General features: G+C 44.5%; 14 protein-coding genes and 1 other RNA gene. All 15 read right to left on the reverse strand.

Translation table 11 applies throughout. The features are described from left to right. Positions 1-487: 487 nt before the first annotated feature. The 15 genes from ssrA to EAL2_RS07890 all read right to left on the reverse strand — a co-directional run bounded on the left by ssrA (position 488) and on the right by EAL2_RS07890 (position 17,597). Positions 488-838, reverse strand: a transfer-messenger RNA (tmRNA) gene (ssrA, locus tag EAL2_RS15060). 3 nt (positions 839-841) lie between these two features. After that, on the reverse strand, positions 842-1,321 hold the full coding sequence (smpB, locus tag EAL2_RS07825; protein ID WP_096325243.1) for an SsrA-binding protein SmpB: 480 nt from the start codon (positions 1,319-1,321) through the stop codon (positions 842-844). A 204-nt stretch (positions 1,322-1,525) separates the two neighbouring features. Next, positions 1,526-1,849, reverse strand: a complete 324-nt coding sequence (locus tag EAL2_RS07830) for a rhodanese-like domain-containing protein (protein ID WP_025435848.1) — start codon at positions 1,847-1,849, stop codon at positions 1,526-1,528. An 82-nt stretch (positions 1,850-1,931) separates the two neighbouring features. Next, positions 1,932-4,067 carry a ribonuclease R gene (gene rnr, locus EAL2_RS07835; protein ID WP_025435849.1) on the reverse strand — a complete coding sequence of 712 codons (2,136 nt, stop codon included), beginning with the start codon at positions 4,065-4,067 and terminating at the stop codon, positions 1,932-1,934. A 127-nt stretch (positions 4,068-4,194) separates the two neighbouring features. Further along, a complete protein-coding gene (locus tag EAL2_RS07840) occupies positions 4,195-6,213 on the reverse strand; it encodes a sodium-translocating pyrophosphatase (RefSeq protein WP_025435850.1) in 2,019 nt (672 codons plus the stop codon). A 70-nt stretch (positions 6,214-6,283) separates the two neighbouring features. Next, positions 6,284-6,511: a preprotein translocase subunit SecG gene (gene secG, locus EAL2_RS07845; protein WP_025435851.1), complete on the reverse strand. Its 228-nt coding sequence runs from the start codon at positions 6,509-6,511 to the stop codon at positions 6,284-6,286. Between the two features lie 163 nt (positions 6,512-6,674). Further along, on the reverse strand, positions 6,675-7,961 hold the full coding sequence (eno, locus tag EAL2_RS07850) for a phosphopyruvate hydratase (RefSeq protein WP_025435852.1): 1,287 nt from the start codon (positions 7,959-7,961) through the stop codon (positions 6,675-6,677). Positions 7,962-7,971: 10 nt separating this feature from the next. Then, complete coding sequence (gene gpmI, locus EAL2_RS07855) at positions 7,972-9,516, reverse strand: 2,3-bisphosphoglycerate-independent phosphoglycerate mutase (RefSeq protein WP_025435853.1); 1,545 nt, start codon at positions 9,514-9,516, stop codon at positions 7,972-7,974. A gap of 14 nt (positions 9,517-9,530) precedes the next feature. After that, a complete protein-coding gene (tpiA, locus tag EAL2_RS07860) occupies positions 9,531-10,277 on the reverse strand; it encodes a triose-phosphate isomerase (RefSeq protein WP_025435854.1) in 747 nt (248 codons plus the stop codon). Between the two features lie 10 nt (positions 10,278-10,287). After that, complete coding sequence (locus EAL2_RS07865) at positions 10,288-11,478, reverse strand: phosphoglycerate kinase (protein ID WP_025435855.1); 1,191 nt, start codon at positions 11,476-11,478, stop codon at positions 10,288-10,290. Between the two features lie 159 nt (positions 11,479-11,637). Next, entirely contained in the window at positions 11,638-12,969 is a 1,332-nt protein-coding gene (rpoN, locus tag EAL2_RS07870) for an RNA polymerase factor sigma-54 (RefSeq protein WP_051489207.1), read from the reverse strand. Between the two features lie 215 nt (positions 12,970-13,184). Beyond that, the gene (gene megL / locus EAL2_RS07875; RefSeq protein ID WP_025435857.1) at positions 13,185-14,387 is read right to left on the reverse strand and encodes a methionine gamma-lyase; all 1,203 of its coding nucleotides are present in this window, start codon (positions 14,385-14,387) and stop codon (positions 13,185-13,187) included. A 309-nt stretch (positions 14,388-14,696) separates the two neighbouring features. Further along, positions 14,697-15,944, reverse strand: coding sequence for a sigma 54-interacting transcriptional regulator (locus EAL2_RS07880; protein ID WP_025435858.1), 1,248 nt, complete (start codon positions 15,942-15,944; stop codon positions 14,697-14,699). Positions 15,945-15,958: 14 nt separating this feature from the next. Continuing rightward, positions 15,959-16,837, reverse strand: coding sequence for an Hsp33 family molecular chaperone HslO (hslO, locus tag EAL2_RS07885; protein ID WP_025435859.1), 879 nt, complete (start codon positions 16,835-16,837; stop codon positions 15,959-15,961). 16 nt (positions 16,838-16,853) lie between these two features. Next, a complete protein-coding gene (locus tag EAL2_RS07890; protein ID WP_025435860.1) occupies positions 16,854-17,597 on the reverse strand; it encodes a class I SAM-dependent DNA methyltransferase in 744 nt (247 codons plus the stop codon). Positions 17,598-17,608 lie beyond the last annotated feature (11 nt).

Here is a 17,608-nt window from a genome sequence, read left to right on the forward strand (position 1 = left end):
GTTTTCCTCAAGCAAATCACAAAAATTATAAGTCTCTAGAGTTTTGGACTAAAAATCATATTTCATTGGAATTTTTTATAAATGCCATGTTTCAAAGTTAATTCTTTAGGTATATATATTTTAGATGTAAAATTATTGAACGTTGTTTAAAACTTAGTTTGAAGCTTCTAAAATATTCTTGAAGGGGGAATTTAAAAATGTCAATCCAGTGGAATGATGCAAAAGAAAGAACCGATTCAATAATTTGTGCGTGTCTGTCACTTCTTGCAATAGTGGGAATGTATTTCTTGATGCAATAAAACAAAATATAATTTTAAAAATAAAAAATCGACTATGCTACTTATAAACAGAGCACAGTCGATTTTTCATTTCTTAATGAAGAAAATATCTCGGCACACGGGCATAATAAAAGCTGTGCCAAAACAAAAAAAAGGTCATTTGACCTTTTTCTGTATTTTATGCTTTACAAGGATACAATTTGAGTTATTGGTGGAGATGAGGGGAGTCGAACCCCTGTCCGAAAGCTCTTTACCTAAAGCTTCTACGAGTGTAGTTGCTGCTTTGAATCTCGCCATCCCTATCTCCCAGCAACAGGATATTGGTCTGGCCAGCCCCAGTTGTTCCGCTTACCGGTCGAGACATCCCGGTAGGCAGTGCCCCGCTGAGTTGACGCCCTAACTTAGCTCGCGGGAGGCTGAGCAGGACGAGCAGCTACTAGGCTGCTAAAGCGTAATTATCGTTTGCGATTATATTTATCCCCCGATTTTTTAACATGAACCAGAGTAAACATGACTCGCTACTCTAGACTCCAAACCCCCGTCGAAACCATTACATCCCCGGGTTATTTGTGCCTTTCTGAAAGCTCCCTTTGTATCCTTCTTTGCGCATCCTTCTTTGCCAGGTCTTCCCTCTTATCATAGAGCTTCTTACCTTTTGCCAAACCGATTTCTACCTTGACCTTTCCATTAACAAGATAGACCGACAAAGGTACCAGCGCGTAACCTTTTTCCTTTATAGTCCCTATAAGCTTTCTGATTTCATATTTGTGGAGCAGCAGCTTTCTGACTCTTACCGGATCCACGTTGAAAATATTGCCCTGCTCGTAAGGACTTATGTGCACCTGCCTGAGGAAAACCTCTCCTCCTTCTACGGATGCATACCCTTCCTTGAGGTTTATCCTGCCGGCTCTTATCGACTTTACTTCAGTGCCCTTAAGCTCGATTCCGCACTCATAGGTTTCCTCGATGAAGTAGTCATGTCTTGCCTTTTTGTTTGTAGCCAATATTTTCTTGCCGCCTGCCATTGATTTCACCTCTTGCATAGAGACACTGTTGTGACTAGTATTACGAATAATTTCCATATCTATCTTCATCTATGATTATAGCATACCGCCATAAAATAGTCTAATGATTTTTTCAATTTTTTTACATAATGGTCGAACATATTTTCGTAAAATAAAGCCCTTGAATTTCACTATTTTACAATTCAAGGGCTTTTTACTTAAAGCTTAAATGAGTTTTTAATATTATATTTCGTCATCTATTTCATAAGGCCAGTCTGAAATTCCGCATGCAAGATGGTACACCTTTGAGAATCCTATCTTTTCTAGCAGCATGGCTGGTTTTGGGCTTCTATTCCCTGACAAACAATATAGAAGCACCGGCTTATCGCTCATACTCTTCAGCTCGTCTGCCTTTTGAACCATTTCCGTAATAGGCATGTGTACAGCTCCTGGTATGTGGCCGCCCAGATATTCGCCTTCAGATCTTACGTCTATAACGAGCAGGTCTTTTTCTGTATCAAGCAGCTTCTTGGCTTCCGCCGAAGTCACATTTTTTATAGCGCTCATTTTCATTCCCCCGTTTTAATTTTTCATACCCCTCATGGGTATAATAGGATTATAGCAGGCATTTATCTGTTGCGCAACCTTTTTACTTAGCCATTGCAAACTCAATTTCCTTGAAATCCATATTAACGCTTTCCACCCTCACTCTTACCTTTTCCCCAATTCTGAATATCTTCTTGGTGCGTTCTCCCACAACCATGTATTTTTCACTGTCGAATATATAGTAGTCGTCGTCCATAGAAGAAAGCCTCACTAATCCTTCTACTGTGTTGTCGAGCTGCACGAATATTCCAAAGGAAGTGACTCCCGATATGAAGCCCGGATATTCCTCGCCAATCCTGTGGCTCATGTATTCAGCCTTTTTAAGGTCATCTACCTCTCTTTCAGCCTCGTCAGCCTCCCTTTCTCTTAGCGATGACTGTTCGGATGCTTTTGCCACAATACCCTTTAACTCTTCTATCCTGTTCTGCTTTATTCCACCGTTTAAGAATTCCTTTATAATCCTGTGTATCTGCAGGTCAGGGTATCTCCTTATAGGGGAAGTAAAGTGCGAATAGTATTTTGCTGCAAGTCCGAAGTGGCCGCTGCAGGCAGGTGCGTATCTTGCCTGCTTGAGCGATCTTAGCATTATCATGCTCACTGCAAGCTCCTCGTCCTTGCCCCTGATCTCGTGAACCAGCTCCTGAAGGGCCTTTGGATGCACAGACTCAAGATCTCCCTTTATGTGGTAGCCGTATGCAGCTATGAATCTGTTGAAGTCATGCATCTTTTCCAGGTCCGGAGTTTCGTGTATCCTATAGACGAATGGTATCGCAAGCCAGAAAAATTCCTCCGCGACAGTCTCGTTGCACACTAGCATGAATTCTTCTATAATTCTGTTTGAAATCCTTCTGTCGTATTTTTTAACGTCAGAAACCTCACCCTTCTCATCGAATATTATCTTTGCTTCCGGGAAGTCAAAGTCTATCGCTCCCCTTTTTTCCCTTTTTTTCATTAATATTCTGGCGAGCTGCTCCATCCTTTTGAAATCCTCAAGGAGATGCGAGTACTTCTCTTCAAGCGGCCTGGTGCCTTCTTCGCCCGGTTTTTCAAGTATGTCAGATATGTCCTCGTATACGAGTCTTGCCTGCGACTTTATTACAGATTCGTATATCTCATGCTTTACTACGCTGCCCTCCTTGTCTATCTCCATGGACACCGAAAGTGTCAGTCTGTTCACATTCGGATTAAGGCTGCACACGCCGTTTGAAAGCTTTTGCGGCAGCATTGGTATCACTCTATCTGCAAAATATACAGACGTTCCCCTCTTTAGAGCTTCCCTGTCAATCTTTGAGTTCTCAACTACATAGTGCGACACGTCCGCGATATGAACTCCAAGCAAGTGGTTGCCGTTTGGAAGAAGCTCCACGGACACTGCATCGTCAAGGTCCTTTGCATCGGCGCCGTCTATTGTAACTATTGTTTTCCCTCTGAGGTCTACTCTCTTTGCTATTTCACTCTGAACAACTGCCTCATCAATTGATTCGGCCTCTTTCAGCACTTTTTTCGGGAACTCCTCGGGTACGCCGTGCTGCCTTATTATCGAAAGCACCTCAACCTCAGGAATCCCTTTTTTACCGAGTATCTCGACTATCTCACCCTCGGGGCTTCTTCCCCTCTCAGGCCATTTTGTTATCTTGCATACGACCTTGTCGCCATTCTTGGCCTTCATCTCGTCGCCCTTTGCCACGTATATGTCCATGTTGAACTTCTTTTCGTCCGGCACGACAAACCCGTACTTTGCACTGGCCTCGAAGGTGCCCACTATTGTGGAGTAGCCTCTTTCGATGACCTTGATTATCTCGCCTTCAGATCTCTTGCCCTCTGCAGCGCATTTTGTTATACGGGCTGTTACCTTGTCACCATGAAGCGCGCCGTTTAGTCCGTTGGCAGGTACAAAAAGATCCTCAAGATTCTCCTCTTCTGATACTATAAATCCAAATCCCCTTTGCGTAACTTCGAGTCTTCCCACAAACAGATTCATCTTCTGAGGAAGACCATACTTTTTCTTTTTTGTCCTGTAAAGGTAGCCCTCGTTGACCATTTCATCAAGCTTCTCGTAGAACATTGGCCTTTCAGAATCGTGTATGTCGAATATGTCTGCAAGCTCTCTGGCCGACAGCGGGATGTAAGCCTCTTCCTTTATGAGTCCCAGCAGCTTGTCTTTCAATATTTTTTCCATTATTTTGTCCTCCCATGAATATCATCGTTCTTTGCTATGCCTATAGCTATATATATTTATTCACATAATTGGCTGCCGCAAAACAAGAAAAGAGCTTCTCAATATTGAGAAGCTCTTTGAAATTCTTTTATTGGCCAAGCATTTTAGTAAGAATACCACCGTACTGAACGAATAGCGGAGCAAATACTAGCGATACTATTGTCATAAGCTTTATTAGTATGTTTATAGATGGTCCTGAAGTATCCTTGAACGGGTCACCTACTGTGTCGCCAACTACAGCTGCCTTGTGAGGCTCGCTTCCTTTGCCGCCGTGGTGTCCTGACTCGATGTATTTTTTAGCGTTGTCCCAGGCTCCACCGGCATTAGCCATCATTATAGCCATAAGCACGCCCGTTACAAGCGCTCCTGCAAGCAGTCCGCCAAGAGCGTCTGGTCCAAGAAGGAGTCCAGTCGCAAGTGGAGAAAGCACAGCTAGAAGCCCTGGAATCTGCATTTCCCTAAGAGCCGCAGTTGTAGATATGTCAACGCATGTAGCGTAGTCAGGCTTTCCTGTTCCTTCCATTATTCCAGGTATTTCCTTGAACTGTCTTCTAACCTCTTCTATCATCTGGAATGCCGCTTTACCAACAGCCTCCATAGTTATTGCAGAGAAAAGGAATGGAAGCATTCCGCCTATTAGCATACCCGCTATAACAAATGGGTTTGTAAGATCTATTCCGCTAAGCTGAGCAGCTTGCGTGTATGATGCGAATAGAGCAAGAGCAGTAAGAGCCGCCGAACCTATTGCAAAGCCTTTACCTATAGCTGCAGTAGTGTTTCCAACTGCATCAAGCTTGTCAGTTATTGCTCTTACTTCCTTTGGAAGACCGCACATTTCTGCGATACCGCCTGCATTGTCTGCTATTGGGCCGTACGCGTCAACTGCTATAACCATACCTGCAGTTGCAAGCATTCCGACTGCAGCAAGAGCTATGCCGTAAAGTCCCGCAACAATGTATGCGCCCAGTATACCTATTGATATTACTATTATAGGCCAAGCTGTCGAAGTCATACCTACAGCAAGTCCCGATATTATAGTTGTAGCCGGTCCAGTTTCTGACTGCTGCGCTATCTTTTGAACTGATTTATACTCTCCAGAAGTGTAAACCTCTGTAATCTGACCTACTACAGTACCTACTACAAGGCCTATTACTACAGCCCAGAATCCGCTAAGATTTCCAAGCAGCTGATTTGAAAGAAGGAAAGCAGCTACCACAGTAATTCCTGATGCTACGTAAGTACCCATCTTAAGTGCCTTGTGCGGGTCTGAATTCTCGTCGCCCTTTACAAAGAATGTTCCTATTATAGAAGCCAGTATTCCAAGTCCGGCAAGGGCAAGAGGGAATGCAGCTCCGTTTATTCCGTATACTATTATACCAAGTGTTATTGCAGATATTATAGAACCAACATAAGACTCGAAAAGGTCAGCGCCCATACCTGCAACGTCTCCAACATTGTCACCAACGTTGTCAGCTATAACTGCAGGGTTTCTTGGATCGTCTTCAGGTATTCCTGCCTCTACCTTACCAACAAGGTCTGCACCAACGTCTGCAGCCTTAGTGTATATACCACCGCCAACACGGCCAAAAAGCGCAAGTGACGATGCACCAAGTCCGAATCCTGTAAGAGTTGTAGCGATAACTGATGGTTCCATGCCCATTGCAGAAAACACAACATACAGTCCGCCAAGTCCCAAAATTCCAAGACCAACAACCGCCATACCCATTACAGCTCCGCCGGAGAATGCTATGCTAAGAGCCTTGTTCATGCCGCCTTCCATTGCTGCATTGGCTGTTCTTACGTTAGCCTTAGTTGCAACCTTCATTCCAAAGAAGCCTGCAAGAGTCGAGAAGCTCGCTCCTACAAGAAAACACATAGCCGTAAGCCAGTCTATTCCTACTCCAAGGATGACAAAAAGTGCAGCTACGAATACTACAAGCGTCCTGTACTCTCTTGTAAGAAACGCCATCGCTCCTTCTGATATGTACGAAGATATCTCCTTCATTCTTTCTGTTCCGACTTCTACAGCGTTAATTTTGTTTGCAAGCGTAAATGCGAAAAATAATGCTATAAGTCCGATGATTGGTGCCAGTATGAAATAATTCATTTCCACTATCTCCTCCTTATTTTATTCTTTATAATTTTTAGATGCATCTAATTATAACCACTGAAAATTTCTATTGTATAGCCACTAGAGCCAATGCTATAGCTATGAACAGTATTGCGCAAACCGAAGTAATCTTTGAGAATGTAGCATCTAGCCCTCTTGCCTTTGTTCCCATAACCTGCTCTGCACCGCCGGCTATAGAGCCTGAAAGACCAGCGCTTTTTCCTGACTGCAAAAGTACGCTAGCTATAAGCACAAGACTAACTATAAGCATTATTACCATAAGAAACGTTTTCATATACCCACCTCCTACCTAAAATCAACAATCCTATTTTAACATGCAGGTTTTAATAAATCAAGAGAAACCTATAGTTGCTGAAATTGTTCTAAAATAGCGAATTCACGGCCCATGCAACGCTCCGCATGGGCCATGAATTTTTCAGTGCAAAACTATTTATATTTTACTTATTTTTAACATTATAGAATGCGTCCATGCCAGGGTACTGTGCAACATCTCCTATCAATTCCTCTATCCTCATGAGCTGGTTGTATTTTGCAACCCTGTCAGTTCTTGCAGGAGCACCTGTTTTTATCTGTCCTGTGTTTATTCCTACAACAAGGTCTGCTATTGTAGTGTCTTCAGTCTCGCCGGAGCGGTGTGATATAACGGCTGTGTATCCCGCAGTCTTGGCCATTTCTATTGCATCAAGAGTTTCTGTAATAGTTCCTATCTGGTTTAGCTTTATGAGTATTGCATTCGCCACACCCATTTTTATCCCCTTTTCAAGTCTTTCAGTGTTAGTTACAAAAAGATCGTCACCCACTAGCTGAACCCTGTCACCAAGTCTTTCAGTAAGAAGTTTCCAGCCGTCCCAGTCATCCTCTGCCAGAGCATCTTCTATAGATATTATAGGATACTTGTTTACAAGATTTTCATAGAATTCCACCATTTCTGCCGAGCTGAGTATTCTGCCTTCGCCCTCAAGATGGTATTTGCCATCCTTGTATATCTCTGTTGCAGCTGGATCCATTGCAAGCTTTATGTCTTCGCCGGCTCTGTAGCCTGCAGCAGCTATAGCTTCTATTATTACCTGTATTGCCTCTTCATTGGACTTAAGGTCAGGTGCAAAACCGCCTTCGTCGCCTATTGCAGTGTTGTAGCCCTTTGCCTTAAGTGTGTTTTTAAGCGCATGATATACCTCTGTACACATTCTCAGGGCTTCCTGGAACGTCTCAGCGCCAACAGGCATTATCATGAATTCCTGAAGATCCACGTTGTTGTCAGCGTGCGCTCCTCCATTTATAATGTTCATCATAGGCACAGGAAGCTTCTTGGCGTTAACTCCTCCAAGATATTGGAACAGCGGAAGTCCAATACCTTCAGCTGCTGCCTTGGCTACAGCCATTGACACTCCAAGAATGGCATTAGCACCAAGCTTAGACTTGTTTGGCGTACCGTCGAGCTCTATTAGCGTTGTATCAATTCCCACCTGGTCAAGTGCGTTCATGCCTACAAGCTCGTCTGCTATTATATCATTTACATTATCTACTGCTTTTAATACTCCTTTTCCAAGGTATCTTGACTTGTCTCCATCTCTAAGCTCGACAGCCTCGAAAGCACCTGTAGATGCACCTGATGGCACTGCTGCTCTTCCAACTGCTCCGCATTCAAGCACTACTTCAACCTCAACAGTAGGATTTCCTCTTGAATCAAGAATCTCTCTGGCGTAAACCTCTTCAATAAACATAGTATTCCTCCTATTTATTTGGATTTATTTTTTCAATAAGACTTATGCCTGTCATTTCAGCAGGCTTTTGCATACCAAGCAGATCAAGGACTGTAGGTGCAATGTCGCAAAGCCTTCCGCCGCTTCTGAGCCTTGTCTGCTCTCCGTTTACGAGTATTAACGGCACCCTGTTTGTTGTGTGGGCCGTAAAAGGCTGCCCCGTCTGCTGATCCACCATATATTCCGAGTTTCCGTGGTCCGCTGTTATTATGGCGGACCCGCCTTTTGAAAGCACCTTTTCAACTACTATTCCAAGACATTTGTCTACAGCTTCAAGAGCCTTTATTACTGCGCACATATTGCCCGTATGTCCCACCATATCCGGGTTTGCAAAATTAAGCACTGCAAAGTCATAATCTTTTAAGTCCAGCATCTTCTCAAACTCGCCGGCAACCTCAAATGCAGACATCTCAGGCTGAAGATCATACGTTGCAACCTTTGGCGAAGGAATCAGCTTCCTGTCCTCTCCAGCATAAGGTTCTTCCTTTCCTCCGTTAAAAAAGAAAGTCACGTGAGCATATTTTTCAGTTTCTGCCATCCTAAGCTGGCTTTTCCCATTAAGGCTCAGGTATTCACCCAACGTATTGCTGAGGCTCTGCGGCTCATATGCAACCGTCACACCATCTATTGTGGCATCGTAGCGTGTCATGCATACGAAAAAAACTTCGGGCTTTATTCTTTCAAAACCGCCAAACTCCTTATCCACTAGAGCTCTTGTAAGCTCCCTGGCTCTATCCGGCCTGAAGTTGAAAAATATTATCGAATCGCCGTCTTCTATCTTTGCGACAGACTTGCCATCTTCAATCACTGCCGTAGGCAAAACAAATTCGTCATGCTTGCCCTGCGCATATGAATTCTCAACTGCTTCCCTGGCGCTTTTTGCTGTTTCGCCAATGCCGCTTGCAAGGGCATCGTACGCCTTTTTGACTCTCTCCCACCTGTTGTCCCTGTCCATGGCATAGTATCTGCCCGATACAGTGGCAATCCTGCCGGTTTCTATGCTCTGCATGTATTCTTCGAGCTCTTCGATATAACCTAAGGCACTCTGCGGAGGGGTGTCCCTTCCATCCAAAAATGCATGAACATAAACCGCCTGCATCCCCTTGTCCCTGCAGAGCCTCAAAAGCCCTTTGAGGTGGTCGATATGGCTGTGCACTCCGCCGTCTGAAAGAAGGCCCATCAAGTGCACCTTACCGCCTTTTTTCTTTGCGCTTTCAATCGCCTCTATGAAGGCCTTGTTTTCAAAAAAAGCACCTTCTTCAATTTCCTTGGTTATCCTTGTAAGTTCCTGGTATACTATTCTGCCCGCGCCTATGTTCAAGTGGCCAACTTCGGAGTTGCCCATCTGACCTTCCGGAAGCCCCACCTCCATGCCGCTGGCTCCTATATCTGTGTGGGGATAGTTTTCTATATATCTTTTGTAATTGGGCATCTTAGCCTTCATTACTGCATTACCGCAATCTCCATTGCCTATGCCGAATCCGTCAAGTATGAAAAGGGCTACAGTCTTATTCAAATGCGATCACCCCCTTAAAAATTCACTAGTTCCAGAAAGCTTGATGGTTCAAGGCTCGCTCCACCAACAAGCGCTCCGTCTATGTCAGCTTCATTCATTATCTGCTCTACATTGTCCGGATTTACACTGCCCCCATACTGTATTCTCACTTTCTCTGAAACCTCACTTGAATACAGGTCTTCTACTATGCTTCTTATGTATTCGATCACCTCGTTGGCATCCGAGCTGGTTGCCGAGCGGCCCGTACCTATGGCCCATATTGGCTCATATGCTACAACGACATCAGCGGCGCTTTCCCCTGGCACCCCGACAAAGGCTTTCTCCACCTGAAGTTTCACCTTGTCCTTTGTGCTTCCGGCCTCTCTTTCCTCGAGCGTTTCTCCCACGCACAGTATCGGCCTTATGCCGTGCCCTATGGCCTTAAGCAGCTTCCTGTTTACGCTTTCGTCTGTCTCTCCAAAGTACTGCCTTCTTTCAGAGTGGCCAATTATCACATAGTCGATGCCGATCTCCTTGAGGTGAAGCACCGACACTTCTCCTGTATAGGCGCCCTTTTCCTCAAAATGCATGTTCTGAGCGCCGAGTTTTATATTTGTGCCTTCTGATGCAAGTTTCATATCCCTAAGGAGAGTAAACGGAGCGCACAGGACAACCTCTACGTCCGTCCCCTTTATCTCACCTTGTATCTCGCTTATGAAAGCCTTTGCTTCGGCTATTGTCTTATGCATTTTCCAGTTTCCTGCTATTATCGGGTTTCTCATTTTTTCCCTCCTATTTTTCGTCAAGCGCTGCTATGCCTGGAAGCTCCTTGCCTTCAAGGAACTCAAGCGAAGCTCCGCCTCCCGTTGAAATATGAGTCATCTTGTCTCCAAAACCCATTATATTGACAGCTGCCGCGCTGTCTCCTCCGCCTATTACAGTAACCGCATCTACATCTGCCATTGCTTTGGCAACCCTTAGAGTTCCGTGCGCAAACTCCTCGAATTCAAATACCCCCATCGGTCCATTCCATACTATAGTCTTGGATTCTTTTATGGCAGCCTCAAACATTTCTTCTGTTTTAGGTCCAATGTCAAGCGCAATCTTGCCCTCTGGCACATCTCCCTCAAATATCTGGGCCTTCTCGTCCTCTGCAAACTTGTCTGCCACTCTAAAATCCACCGGTACGAGCAGCTTGACGCCTTTATCCTCTGCCTTTTTTATCATTTCCTTTACATACTCAACCTTGTCCTCTTCAAGCAGAGAATTTCCGATTTCGTGTCCCTGAGCCTTGAGGAATGTGTACGCCATGCCCCCGCCTATTATAAGCGAATCCACCTTTTCGAGCAGGTTGCCAATTACGTTGAGCTTGTCGGAAACCTTGGCTCCTCCAAGTATTGCAAGGAATGGTCTTTGCGGCTTTTCAACGGCTTCGCCGAGGAACTTGAGCTCCTTTTGTATAAGATAGCCGCATACACTCGTCTCCATGAATTTTGTTACGCCAGCAGTCGAGCAGTGCGCCCTATGTACGGCTCCGAAAGCGTCGTTTACGAAAACCTGTGCAAGCGATGCGAGCTCCTTTGAAAACTCGTCTTCGTTTTTTGTCTCTTCTTTTCTGTATCTTGTGTTTTCAAGAAGAACCACGTCCCCTTCGAGCATGGCTTCGACAGCTTTTTTTGCATTTTCTCCAACCACGGTATCGTCGGCTGCAAAAGTGACGTCTTTACCAAGCAGCTCAGAAAGTCTAGCAGCAACAGGCCTTAGGGACAGTTCCTTTTTAGGCTCACCTTTTGGCTTTCCAAGATGCGAGCAAAGAATCACCTTGGCTCCGTTTTCTATAAGATATTTTATGGTAGGAAGCGCTCCAACCAGCCTGCTCTCGTCAGTTATTTTACCGTCGGAAAGCGGCACGTTAAAGTCACATCTTACAAGAACCTTCTTGCCTTTGACCTCTACATCTTCCACAGTCTTCTTGTTAAGCATTCTATCTCTCCTCTCATTTTTTAAAAATACCCAAATGTGCATCTTTTATATTTGAAATATGACATACGGTATATGCAAATAATATATATATTATTCTATATCAGCTATACAACTTTTTCAATTTGTTTGTATTTTGTACATAATATCATCTATATTGCATCACGCCTGCTTTCGTTGCGATGAAGAGAGTATTCCCAGCTCATCTCTGTATTTGGCTACAGTCCTTCTTGATATATCTATACCCTTGTTTTCAAGCAGCTTGCATATGGCTTGGTCGCTGAGGGGCTTTTTTTTGTCCTCTTTATCTATAATCTCTCTCAGTATGTTTTTAATGCTGTTGGCGGCAATGTCATCGCAGGAAGGCGATCCGCTGAAAAAGAACCTCAGCTCGAATAATCCATGTGGAGTGAGCATGTACTTGCCATTTACCGCCCTGCTCACAGTCGACTCATGAAAACCAAGCTCCTGCGCAATATCTTTCATTATCATTGGTTTTAGATGGTTTACGCCCTTTTCAAAAAAAGCGCGCTGCCTTTTGAGTATCTCCATTGATATCCCAAGTATAGTTGATTTTCTGCTTTCAATGTTCCTTATAAGGTTTGCGGCAGATCCCAGCTTTTGCTTAATATATTCCTTTGCGGCATCGTCTCCGGCGCTTTTAAGCAGACTCTTATAATAGTCGTTTATTCTTATCCTGGGTGTGCTGTATTCGTTGAGGTACACCTCGAAATCACCATCCACTTTTTCAACTATGACATCAGGTGTTACATAGGTTGCCCTTTCGTTGGAGAATACTCTGCCGGGCATGGGTTCGAGCGTCCTTATTATTTCGATGTAGTATCTTAGCGTATCAATGTCAATCTTGTATTTTTTGCATAGCTCCCTGTGCTTTTTCATGGACAGCATCTCAAGGTCGCTGTTTATTATGTTTTCAAGCCTATCATCTATTATACCGTTTTCATGAAGCTGCAAAACAAGGCATTCAGAAAGGCTTCTAGCGCCGATTCCGGCGGGATCCAGACTCTGGACTATAACGAGCATGTCCATCACTTTTTCCTCAGGAACTCCAAGCCTCGTGGCTATTTCCTCAGTGCTCTCCGGCAGATAGCCTCTTTCATCAAGCGAATTTATTATCTCAAGCGCTATGCCCATTTCAGCTTCATTCTTAAGCATGCACCCTGCCTGGCCTTTGAGATACTCGTACATGCCTGCCTCGTAGCCCACGAAGTTTTCCATGCTGTATCTGTCCTCGTCGTTTGAATAGGCCGTATATGTTTCGTCGCTTTTCCCGCTGGAGACATGCTCTATGAATTTTTCCCAGTCAATGTCGTCTCTTTTTTCCTCAACCTCGAGAACCGGATTTTCAAGACTTTCCTTGAGTATCTCAACCTCAAGCTCCTGAAGCGTCATGTTCAGAATCTGAAGCGACTGCTTGAGTTGCTGGCTTATAACAAGCTTCTGTGACTGCTCTATATTTAATTTAAAATTCATGTTCATTTCAATCAGCCTCTTCCAATCATTCATAATAACCAGGTCTAATAACTTCGCACCAGTCCCTGTATTTCCCAAGGCATATACTCTGCAAAGCGTTTTCCCTATATCTAATTATATCAGAAAAAGCACTGATTTAGCCTGCTCAGCCCATGAAAATAAAATAAAATCCCCGCCAACTTTGCCTGTTGGCGGGGATCATAAATTACATTTTGTTATACAAGCTTGTCAAGCGACTTTTTAAGGTCTGCTATTATGTCTCCCGGATTCTCAAGGCCAATAGAAAGTCTTACAAGTCCATCTGTTATGCCGGCCTTTAATCTTTCTTCCGGCTCATATGGAGAGTGCGTCATTGAAGCCGGATGCTGAATCAGTGTCTCGGCATCTCCCAGGCTAACTGCAAGCGTGCAAAGCTCTACGCTGTTCATAAGCGTTCTTCCTTCTTCAACTCCGCCCTTAAGCTCAAATGCTATCATTGCTCCAGGAAGCTTCATCTGCTTTTCTGCAAGCGCCTTTTGCGGGAAGCTTTCAAGGCCCGGGTAGTAAACCTTGTCTATCGCAGGATGAGACTCGAGGAATTTTGCAACCTCCATTGCGTTGCTGCAGTGTCTTTCCATTCTTATCTCAAGCGTCTTCATACCTCTTATTACAAGATATGCATCAAACGGACTTAGCACAGCTCCTGTCATATCCTTTACTCCAAAGAACCTGACCTGGTCTATGAATTCCTGCTTTCCAGCTGCAAATCCGGCTATTACATCTCCGTGTCCGTTGAGGTATTTAGTCGCCGAGTGAAGCACCACGTCGGCGCCAAACTCTATAGGTCTTTGAAGGTATGGTGTGCAGAATGTGTTGTCAACCATTACCATGCAGCCTTCAACTTCATGTGCTATTTCTGATATGGCCGCTATGTCCACAATTTTAAGTGTAGGGTTTGCCGGTGTTTCAAGATATACGACCTTTGTGTTCTCCTTCATTGCATTCCTTACATTTTCAGGATCTGAAGCATCCACAAATTCAACTTCAACTCCAAATCTTGTCATGCCGTGGCTTAGAAGGGCATGTGTACATCCGTATAGAGTTTCGTCGGCAACCATATGGTCTCCGGCCTTTAGCGCAGTCCACAGGGCTGCAGATATAGCTCCCATTCCTGAAGCCGTAGACATTGCTGCTTCAGTTCCCTCCAGCAATGCAAGCTTCTCTTCAAGTTGTGTGTTTGTAGGATTTCCCAGCCTTGAATATATATAGCCGCATTCTTCAAGAGCAAATCTTCTTCCGCCCTGCTCTGCCGAGTCAAAAGCAAAAGTTGCAGTCTGGTATATAGGTGTCGCGAGCGCTCCTGAAACTATATCCTTATGATGTCCGCCATGTATTGCTTTTGTTCCAAAACCCATTTTAGCCATGTCTTCTCTGTTCATGATGCCCTCCTGATATATTGAATATTTTTTTGTGTATAATGTAATGATACTCAAAAAGCAAAATACTAATCATAAAAAAACAATCTTATGATATGTTATTAGCAATATGCGTGCCAAATTACGCCCCATTCGCAGTTTTTTTCTAAAAATTGCAGATCCTTTTCACGCTTGATGTGACAACGTTTTCATGTATCGAAAAAATACTTTTTTATTTTTAAATCTATGGCTTTATCAAAGCACTAAAAAAACGGCAACTAAAGTTGCCGTTTCCACTCTGGTGTGGCAATAATAATTTACATGCGTAAAAAATTATTGCCAATGTATATTGTATTTTTTAACCTTGTTCATTATCGTGGTGTGCGAAACACCCAGCTTCTTTGCGGCCTTCCTGATGCTGCCGCTCTTTTTGAGCGCCTCCGCTATCGCCTGTTTTTCGCATATCGCGACTATTTCATCAAGCGAAAGATCTTCATCGAGAAGTATTGAGCGTTCCACTCTTGAAATGTCCTTGTTGAAGTCTATTATCAGGTGGTCCGTCTTTAGCAGCTTCCCTTCGCAAAGATTCATGGCCCTCTCGACAACATTTTCAAGCTCTCTTACATTGCCCGGCCAGTCGTATTCCATGAGTCCGTTTAGAAAGCCCGCTTCGTAGCCCTCCACCTTTTTTTTCATGCTCTCATTGAGCTTTTCTATGAAGAATCTGACCAGGAGGCTTATGTCCTCTTTCCTCTCCCTGAGTGGAGGTATGAATATTGGGATTACGTTGAGCCTGTAATACAGATCCTCCCTGAACTGATTGCTCTTTATCATTTCCTCGAGGTTCTTGTTGGTGGCGGCAATTATCCTTACATCGACGCTTTCTTCGCTCGTTCCGCCGACTCTTCTGATTTTCCCCTCCTGCAGTACCCTTAAGAGCTTGGCCTGAAGGCTCATGGAGAGCTCGCCTATTTCATCCAGAAAAATAGTCCCATCGTTTGCCTTTGTAAAAAGGCCGTCCTTACCTGTCTGGAGTGCTCCTGTAAAGCTTCCCTTTTCGTATCCGAAAAGCTCGCTTTCAAGCAGGCTCTCTGGCAGTGCGGCGCAGTTTATGGCCAAAAATTCGCGGTCTCTCCTCTCGCTTAGCCTGTGTATTCCCCTTGCAAATATCTCCTTGCCAGTGCCGCTCTCACCGCGCAGGAGTATCGTAGAATTCCCCTTGGCAACAGTGGCTGCTATCTTCTTGACCCTCTCTATGGCTATGCTGCCTCCCACGACCTCCCAAAAACCGTATTTGTCACCCACAGAAACTGAATCTATTATTTCAAGCAGCTTCTTTTCGTTCTCCTCGTATGAAAGGAGCTCTATATCGTCTATGCTTATAACGCCTTCCATCGAGAGCAACTCACGCTTTAAGCCTTCCTTGTCGCTGATATTCATCTTCTGCAGCTTTATGCATATCCTTTTGGGAAATACCTCAAGCGAATGCAGATTAATCCTTTTTTCATAGAGCTTGCTTAGAATCGCAAGTGTCATGCCTATCTTGTCCTGCGTTATAATTTCAAATCTAACATGCTCCAATTCGACTCCACCTTCTAGATCATGTCTATAATTTTTTGAAGCTCTTCTCCGCTGAAATTATACTTTGTATTGCAAAAATGGCATACCAGCTCGGCAGCCCCATCCTCACGAAGTATTTTTTCAAGTTCCTCTTTGCCTATCGTGATAAGCGCCTTTTCGAATTTTTCCCTGCTGCAGTCGCATACATAGTCCACTTCGTATTTTTCCAGCACTTCCGGTTCGAAACCTTCAAGCACAATATTCATTATGTCCTCGGGAGTCTTGCCTTCTTCTATTAGCGCCGTAATCGGCTTCATGCCGGAAATGTTCTCTTCAAGCCTTGCTATGCTTTCCTCCGCTGCGTCCGGAAGTGGCTGTACAATGAATCCGCCTGCAGCCTTAACCGAGTAATCCTTGTCTATTAGAACTCCGAGCGCAACAGCCGACGGTGTCTGCTCCGAGAATGTAAAATAGTGTGCCAGGTCCTCACCTATTTCTCCGCTTACAAGGCCGTACTGGCCGACGTATGGCTCCTTGAGTCCCATGTCTATTATTACATTTATCTTGCCGTCCGTACCTATAGCCGCTCCGACATTGAGTTTTCCATCCTCTCTGAGCGGAACTTCAACGCCGGGATTCTCGATATAGGCTTTGACTATCCCCTGCGAATTCGACACTACAACTATCGCGCCGGCTGGTCCTCCTCCCTTCAGCTGCAGAGTGAGCTTGTCGTTTTCACCCTTAATCATAAGCCCCATTATGCTTCCTGCAGTTATGGCTCTGCCTAAGGCTGCAGTTGCAACAGGTGTCGTGTTATGTATGGTCCTGGCCTTTTCAGCAAGCCCTGTGGTTACCGCGAAAAAACCTCTTATGTTTTTATCTTTTGATGTCACTCTAAGAATGTAGTTATTCATAACCCATTTTCTCCCTTCATTTTAAAGCTGTGAAAAATACTCTTTCGGATTTTTCGGCAGCATCACTCATGCCAAAATCCCCGAGCGCTTTAATCTCCTTAAAGCCGCCAGCGCCAAGCATGCTTTTAATCTTGTCATTCTTGTATGCCTTCTGGACGTGATATTCTTCAAATCTCTTGTATAGTCCGTTTGTCTTTGCAAAAAAAGTTATTTCCATTTCGACGGTTTCCGCGTCAGGCTCATAGTAGTTCTCCCATATGTAGGCAATATCATCCTCTGTAAGAGTGAATGTGTTGTCGCCCAGGATATTCGAGAGCTTGTAATATGAGCTAAGGTCGAATACAAGCACTCCGCCGTATGGAAGCGCGGCATAGATGTCGCCAAACAGCTTTAGCAGCTCGTCTTCATCTGTTATGTAGTTGAATCCATCGCACGCGCATACCACAATGTCGGGACTTAGCGCTTCAAAGTCAAGATTTCTCATGTCGCTGCACAAGAGAAGCGCTCTTAGCTTTTCGTCCTCGAGCTTCTTTTGGGCTTCGCACAGCATATCTTCCGATATGTCGACTCCCGTCACCTCGTATCCGAGCCTTACAAGCCCCGTTGTGACACTTCCGGTGCCGCAGCCCAGCTCAAGTATGCTTTTCCCTTTTGCACCGCTTTGCTTAATTAGATTGTCTATATGATCGGCCCATGCTGAATAGTCGACATCCTCCATAAGCCTGTCGTAGTAGTGGGCGAATTCTCCGTAAAACTGCATATTGTCTCCTC

It is taken from the genome of Peptoclostridium acidaminophilum DSM 3953 (assembly GCF_000597865.1).
GTDB lineage: Bacteria > Bacillota > Clostridia > Peptostreptococcales > Peptostreptococcaceae > Peptoclostridium_A > Peptoclostridium_A acidaminophilum.